The organism is Campylobacter sp. GB48 (assembly GCF_049221845.1).
GTDB lineage: Bacteria > Campylobacterota > Campylobacteria > Campylobacterales > Campylobacteraceae > Campylobacter_D > Campylobacter_D lari_C.
Genome location: NZ_JBMJAR010000026.1, coordinates 1 through 6,052, shown reverse-complemented (window position 1 = coordinate 6,052; position 6,052 = coordinate 1). Strand labels below are relative to the sequence as shown.

4 protein-coding genes are annotated in these 6,052 nt (G+C 24.7%); 1 reads left to right on the top strand and 3 read right to left on the bottom strand.

Annotated elements, in window-relative coordinates:
• Positions 1-67: 67 nt before the first annotated feature.
• From ACOTVC_RS08355 to tssM, 3 genes are read right to left on the bottom strand one after another with little or no spacing between them, the layout of a single operon-like run.
• A complete protein-coding gene (locus ACOTVC_RS08355) occupies positions 68-721 on the bottom strand; it encodes a hypothetical protein (protein ID WP_421628292.1) in 654 nt (217 codons plus the stop codon).
• A 57-nt stretch (positions 722-778) separates the two neighbouring features.
• On the bottom strand, positions 779-1,681 hold the full coding sequence (locus tag ACOTVC_RS08350; protein ID WP_421628290.1) for a hypothetical protein: 903 nt from the start codon (positions 1,679-1,681) through the stop codon (positions 779-781).
• Positions 1,671-5,213 carry a type VI secretion system membrane subunit TssM gene (gene tssM / locus ACOTVC_RS08345; protein ID WP_421628288.1) on the bottom strand — a complete coding sequence of 1,181 codons (3,543 nt, stop codon included), beginning with the start codon at positions 5,211-5,213 and terminating at the stop codon, positions 1,671-1,673. The genes ACOTVC_RS08350 and tssM overlap by 11 nt, the downstream gene beginning before the upstream one ends.
• Positions 5,214-5,350: 137 nt before the next feature.
• Between tssM and ACOTVC_RS08340 the strand changes: the two genes are divergently transcribed.
• Positions 5,351-5,866 carry an Hcp family type VI secretion system effector gene (locus ACOTVC_RS08340; RefSeq protein WP_039626225.1) on the top strand — a complete coding sequence of 172 codons (516 nt, stop codon included), beginning with the start codon at positions 5,351-5,353 and terminating at the stop codon, positions 5,864-5,866.
• The last annotated feature ends 186 nt before the right edge of the window (positions 5,867-6,052 follow it).

Here is a 6,052-nt window from a genome sequence, read left to right as displayed (position 1 = left end):
ATAGCATAACTAGCATCTGCTATATCAGCATAGTCTTTGATTTGAGAGATAAGTTCTTTAGGGTTCATCAGTAACTTTGTCCTGTATATTTTTCATCACTTTTTATAAATTTACCATTAGTAAAATAATGAAAAGATCCTCCTTCTGCACTTTTACGACTAATGTTAGAAAAGCTAAATCCTCTTCCTTCATCTCCAAATAATCCATAGCTTTTTACTTTATAATCTATCATGGTATAAAAAGTAATAGGATATCTTTTACCCTTACATACATAATAACTACTCATAATCAAATAAGGTTTTAATTTTTTATAGTTTTCTTCACCCATATATGCTTTAAATTGATCTTCATAGTATGCAAATTCGGGTTTATCATCGAAATTAAAATTAGATTCGCCTATTTTATAGCTATTAATATAATCATCACGATAATATTTACAACCATTAGAAAGGACTTGAGGGAATTTTTTTTCTACATCATACTTTTTAATATTAGCTCTTAACTCTTCATCAGAAGCAGATATATTATTAATCCATTGATTATATTCTTTTATCTTTCTTTCATTTTCCAATATCTCTTCTCTTATTTTTTTATCAAAGATATAAATTCCACCATAATTACTTGCAAGAGTTTCTAATTCACTTGCTTTTTTTTCTTTAAAAGCACATGCACTTAAAGATACTAAAGAAAATAAGCTTAGAATTATCATTGTGATTTTCATTTGATACTCCTTTTTAAATTTAATTTTAGAAAATTATCTTACTTTACTTTAAAAAAATTATTTTTTTTTGTATTTATTTAAAGACAATAAAGTCAAATTTTCAAATATATTTTGATCATTTTTGATGATATTTTGTAAGGCGTTTTGCAAATAAGTCATAAAAATATCTTCTTCCATTTCTTTAAATACAGGTGAATATAATTCTTTAGTGATTAAACTTAGCACAAGAAGATTAATTAGTTTTGTATCTTTAATAAGCGGAATTTTTGAAATAACCATTTGAAAATCATCTATATTTAATTTTTGGAAATTATCATTTAGTATTGTTTTTTTACGATTTTGTGATAATTCATTTTGTAATTTATCTAAAATTTTTCCTATATTTTCATAAGTAAAATCTAAATTAACAGAAGAATTAGACTCCATAATAACTTCAGAATTTTTAATATTATTATCCTCTATAAAACTATAGTCTATTTTTGTTTCAATAAGTTCTTTAATGTTTTCTTTTGCCTTAAAATCTAAACCATCTATTTTTCCTCTAGGTTTTAGCTCTATTTCATCCATCTGTGTGTGTTTTTCTATTTCTTTTATTTCTTTTGCTTGCTTTAAAGATTCTTGTTTAATCTCCTTTGAATCAACAAAACGCAACTCAATAAGACCTAACTTTAGAACATCGCCTTTGTTGATAATAATTTCATAACCATCCTCCAATCTAGAAAAAGAATTATTATAAAAAATATCACTGCCTTCTATAGGCGTCATAGTAAAAAAACCTTCTTCAAAAGTGATCTTCATATGTTTTTCTTTAACAGAGTTATTTTTATCTTGTATCCAAAATAAACATTCTGGACTTGATCCAACAAGTCCACCAGTTTCATCAAATACACAAGCTACTGTTTTTGTAATATTTTCATCAATATTTTCAATTATCAATCCTATGGTTTCTTTATCTATCATTTTGGACCTTTGTTATATTTTCTACTATTTTAAAATCACTTAATATCTTAATTATATTATTAACATCTGAGTTGTTATTATTAAGCTTGAAATCAAAATACATTTTTTTATTGTCATTAAATAAAACGCTATAAGATGAATTTGAATTTTTACTTTCCTGTAATAATTTATACCAAGCCCATTCTCCTTTATATGATTTTGTGTAATTTACATTAGCATCTAAATAAGAATACGCAGTGAAATCAAAACTAGTTCCATTGTTAAATTCATCAGTTATAACATCTAATTTTGTATGCAATGTGTGATCATATATAATAGAAGTATCATTATACTGAACTTTTACAAAAGAAAAATCGGCACTTAAGTCAAGACTTTGTAAAGTAAAGCGCACTCTCATTACATCATTTGCATTTAACATTAACTCTGATAAATTACCAGCCTTAGTAATAAAATCCAAAAATTCTTTAGAAAAAGTTAATCTTGAGCTAAATTTAGAATTAATAGAGTAAACATTTTTTCTTTTAATTAGAACATTTGTCAAATATTTCTCATAAAACTTATTTAAAATTCCATTTTTACCAAAGAAATTTTTAAAAGAATCTATACTCAAATCTTGCGAACTTAATAAATTAAAAGGATAAAAAGGAGCTATATCATTAACAAATGGTGTATAAACTTCATTTAACCAAACAGTATTAAACAAAGAAACTCCATGGTTTTCTATAATACTCCAAGCATACAAAGAAAGAGTTGCATAGTATTTTTCCAATTCACTTGGTAAATTTTTAATATTTTGTTCAAGAGAACTAAATGGGTCGCTAGAATCTTTACTATCGCTTAAAGCGTATTTTATTTTTTCCTCAATAGTTTGCGAGTTATTTGTTGTAAAGTCAGTTATTTTTTTATGAATATTAGACAAATCTGTATTTATTAATTCCATAGTTTTTTGATGACTTCCAACATCCAAACCTACAGCAGTAGCACCTGTATTTAAAATAGAATTTTGTTCTATAATTTTATGATATGCATCAAATGAATTAGTAATCCCCATAAAACTTGTCTTTATTTCAGCAGCATTGATACCAAGATTATATGCTTGAGTTAGTAAAGCAGCATCATTAAGATTAGTATTTACACTAACGATTTTTATAAAATTCATTAAAGGATTTTCTTTTTTAGATAGTATATTAAGTTCATTTAACATAGAACTTTTGGAAATAAACTTTTTTGGTGCAAGTGAATTTAAAATTTCTTGCCATTTATTTTGATATTGCGTTAAATAAATTTTAATAATTCCCATTGCCATATTACTTCTATTTTCAGAATTTGACAAATCATTTAAAATCCACGAATCAATCTCAATGGCTTTATCTATTTTTACATTTAATGTTTGCAAAAAGTCAGCCATACCTCTTTTTGTGTAAATTTCTTCAATACTATCAATTTTAATAGAATCTGAGAAAACATTGTTAGCAGCAAATCCTAATTCATTTTTAAAATTATATACTTTATTTTTTTTATCTAGAATGATAAAGTTAAGTAAAGTATATATTCTTTGAATTTTTGCTACATTATATAGTTTTTCAATAGATAATTTAACCGAAATATCATCTTGCTGAGAAGTACTTAAATCAATCTTTTGAAGTTCATCGATACCAGATAGAAAATTTTCTTTAGAAATTTTATATTTTTCTAAAAAATTCCAATTTTCATTAATCCATATTTTTAATAAATCTTTATCAAGATATTTTTGCTCAAACAATGATTTATATACATATAAAGTTTTAATTAAGTTATCATAATTATCGTCAGTTTGTAATATTATTTCCATTTCTTTTAATAGGGTATTTTTCAACACATCCTCACTAATTTTATAATATAAATTTTGTGCTTTTTGGAAACCTTTATATGTTATATTTAAACTAAAATATTCAAATAAACTCGTCTTTTCAATTAATTGTGGATATACACTTAGTATATTTCTTAAATCAACTAGCAATTTTGCTTTCTCTTCTATACTCATTGTGGAGTAATCTTGTATATTTTCTAACAAAAAAGAAAGATTATTATAAACACTTTGAGATATTTTCTTTTCTTGTTCAGTTTTGAGAATAAAATAAGATGAAGTAAAATAAGTCATGCAACTCAAAAATATAGTCAAACTTACAAGTGATATTTTTTTATAAAAATTTTTAATTTGGCTTAAAGATGTATCTTTAAAAATAATATCTTCAAGCAAGGACCGAACAAAATAACTTTGCTTGCTAAAAGATGGTTTTGCTTGAGCTAATGGTTTTTTTATATTATACTTCTCACAAATTACATCAAGTATAAAATTTCTTGGCACATTTTCTTGATAAGCACTAACATAATACACCCCTCTTAAAATCGAACTATTTTTCAAAATATTTTCATTTTGTAACTGTATAATAAAATCTTTACTTAACGCAAATAAATTATCCAACTGCTTTAAAAATAAATAGATTTTATTTTTTTCTTCTATAGTATATATAGAAGAATTTTTATCAACAAAACGCAAAAATAACGACTGACTTATCTCTTCAAAAAACTTTTGAATATCCTCTTCTTTAAAATATTCTGCAAAACTTATACCAAAAGCTTTTTTTGGAATTTTTTCATTAAAAATATCAAAAAACTCTCTCATGCCTTCTATTAAATCTAATTTTGAAAAAACAACATAAACAGGTAATTGCATACCTAAAATTTTTTCACATTCATGTACCCTTTTTGTTAAATAACGAATTAAATTATTAGAATACTCTTTTGTGCCTTCCAAAAATAATCGAGTATCAATTATCAAGACAACACCATTTAATTTACTATGAAAATAATTCTTATTTAAAAATTTTAAAAAATTTTGCCAAATACTCTTTTTAATCAAGAAATCTCTATTTTTCTCTATATCATCTTCGGGTAATTCATCACTACTGTTAGGATGAAAAAAATCTTCTTGAGAAAAATAATTTCCCTCAGTATCAAGCAAAGCACCTTTTTTAGAAACATATAAACTAAAATTATTAGTAGACTTATGCATCTTTTTATATGATTCTAAACTATCACTCAAGGGATATTCTATATCAGAATAATTTATAAAAGTACTTTTACCTGCTCCTTCATTTCCTATAATAATAACAAGGGGTAAATTTTTAGTATTGATATCTTTTTTCCATGTCTGCTTAGCATCTTTTATTGCAATAAAGAAATTTCTTTTTGCTTTATACAAAAATTCATTAGCTTCTTTTTTAATTTCTTTAAGTCTTATTCTTTTATCATCCTTAAGAGATTTTATAAAATTGCTTAAAGGTTTTAAGAGAAAAAACAAAAAAATACAACACCAAAATATAAAAATTATCCCAAATCTTAAATAAGGATTGCTAAAAACATAAATTTCATTAAATGCAAATAAAGAGCCATAAGACCAAAAAAATAAACTTAAAATAACTAAAACAACAAGTATTAATGTAATTATAAAAATTTTAGATTTTAAAACTTGCATAATTTTTTGAAACATATTTTTTTCCTAATACAAATTCAAATAATTTTTTATTTCTATTTATTAATTTTATATTATTTTTACTTATTTTGTATTAAAATACAAAAAACTTTTAATATAAAATATAAAGTTAATTTTATAATCAAAGGAAAAATATGGCACAACCAGCATACATCAAAATCGAAGGTTCAACCCAAGGACTTATTTCAAGTGGTGCTTCTACAGAAGCAAGTATAGGTAATCGCTATCAAGCAGGACACGAAGATGAAATTATGGCTCAAGAAATTTCTCATATTGTAACAGTTCCAGTTGATCAGCAAAGTGGACAACCATCAGGACAAAGAGTTCATAAGCCTTTTACTTTTACTTGCTCTCTAAATAAAGCAGTTCCTCTACTTTATAATGCACTTACAAAAGGCGAAAGACTTCCAAGTGTTGAAGTTCATTGGTTTAGAACATCAACAAGTGGTGGACAAGAACATTTTTTTACAACTAAATTAGAAGATGCTATCATTACGGATATTACTTTAGTAATGCCAAATGCTCAAGAAGCAAATAATCATGATAAAACAGAACTTTTTAAAGTTTCTTTAAATTACAGAAAAGTTATTTGGGAGCATACAGCAGCTGGAACAAGTGGAAGTGATGATTGGAGAGAGGCAAATTCATAACACAATAAGCCCATTGTTTGATAATGGGCTTATTATATGCTATTGAGCATCCTTATCCTTTCATTAAAAACAACCCCAATAAATCCCAATATGAACAAAGGTTTTTTTAATGAATGCAAATAACTCTTATCTTAATTTAAAAATTAACAAACTTGATTTTAAAATCACAAAAGCCGTTATAAAAGA

Bases quoted from the DNA above. Each gene is read 5' to 3' on its own strand.
- ACOTVC_RS08340 (WP_039626225.1), top strand. From the start codon at position 5,351: ATGGCACAACCAGCATACATCAAAATCGAAGGTTCAACCCAAGGACTT.
- ACOTVC_RS08355 (WP_421628292.1), bottom strand. From the start codon at position 721: ATGAAAATCACAATGATAATTCTAAGCTTATTTTCTTTAGTATCTTTA.
- ACOTVC_RS08350 (WP_421628290.1), bottom strand. From the start codon at position 1,681: ATGATAGATAAAGAAACCATAGGATTGATAATTGAAAATATTGATGAA.
- tssM (WP_421628288.1), bottom strand. From the start codon at position 5,213: ATGTTTCAAAAAATTATGCAAGTTTTAAAATCTAAAATTTTTATAATT.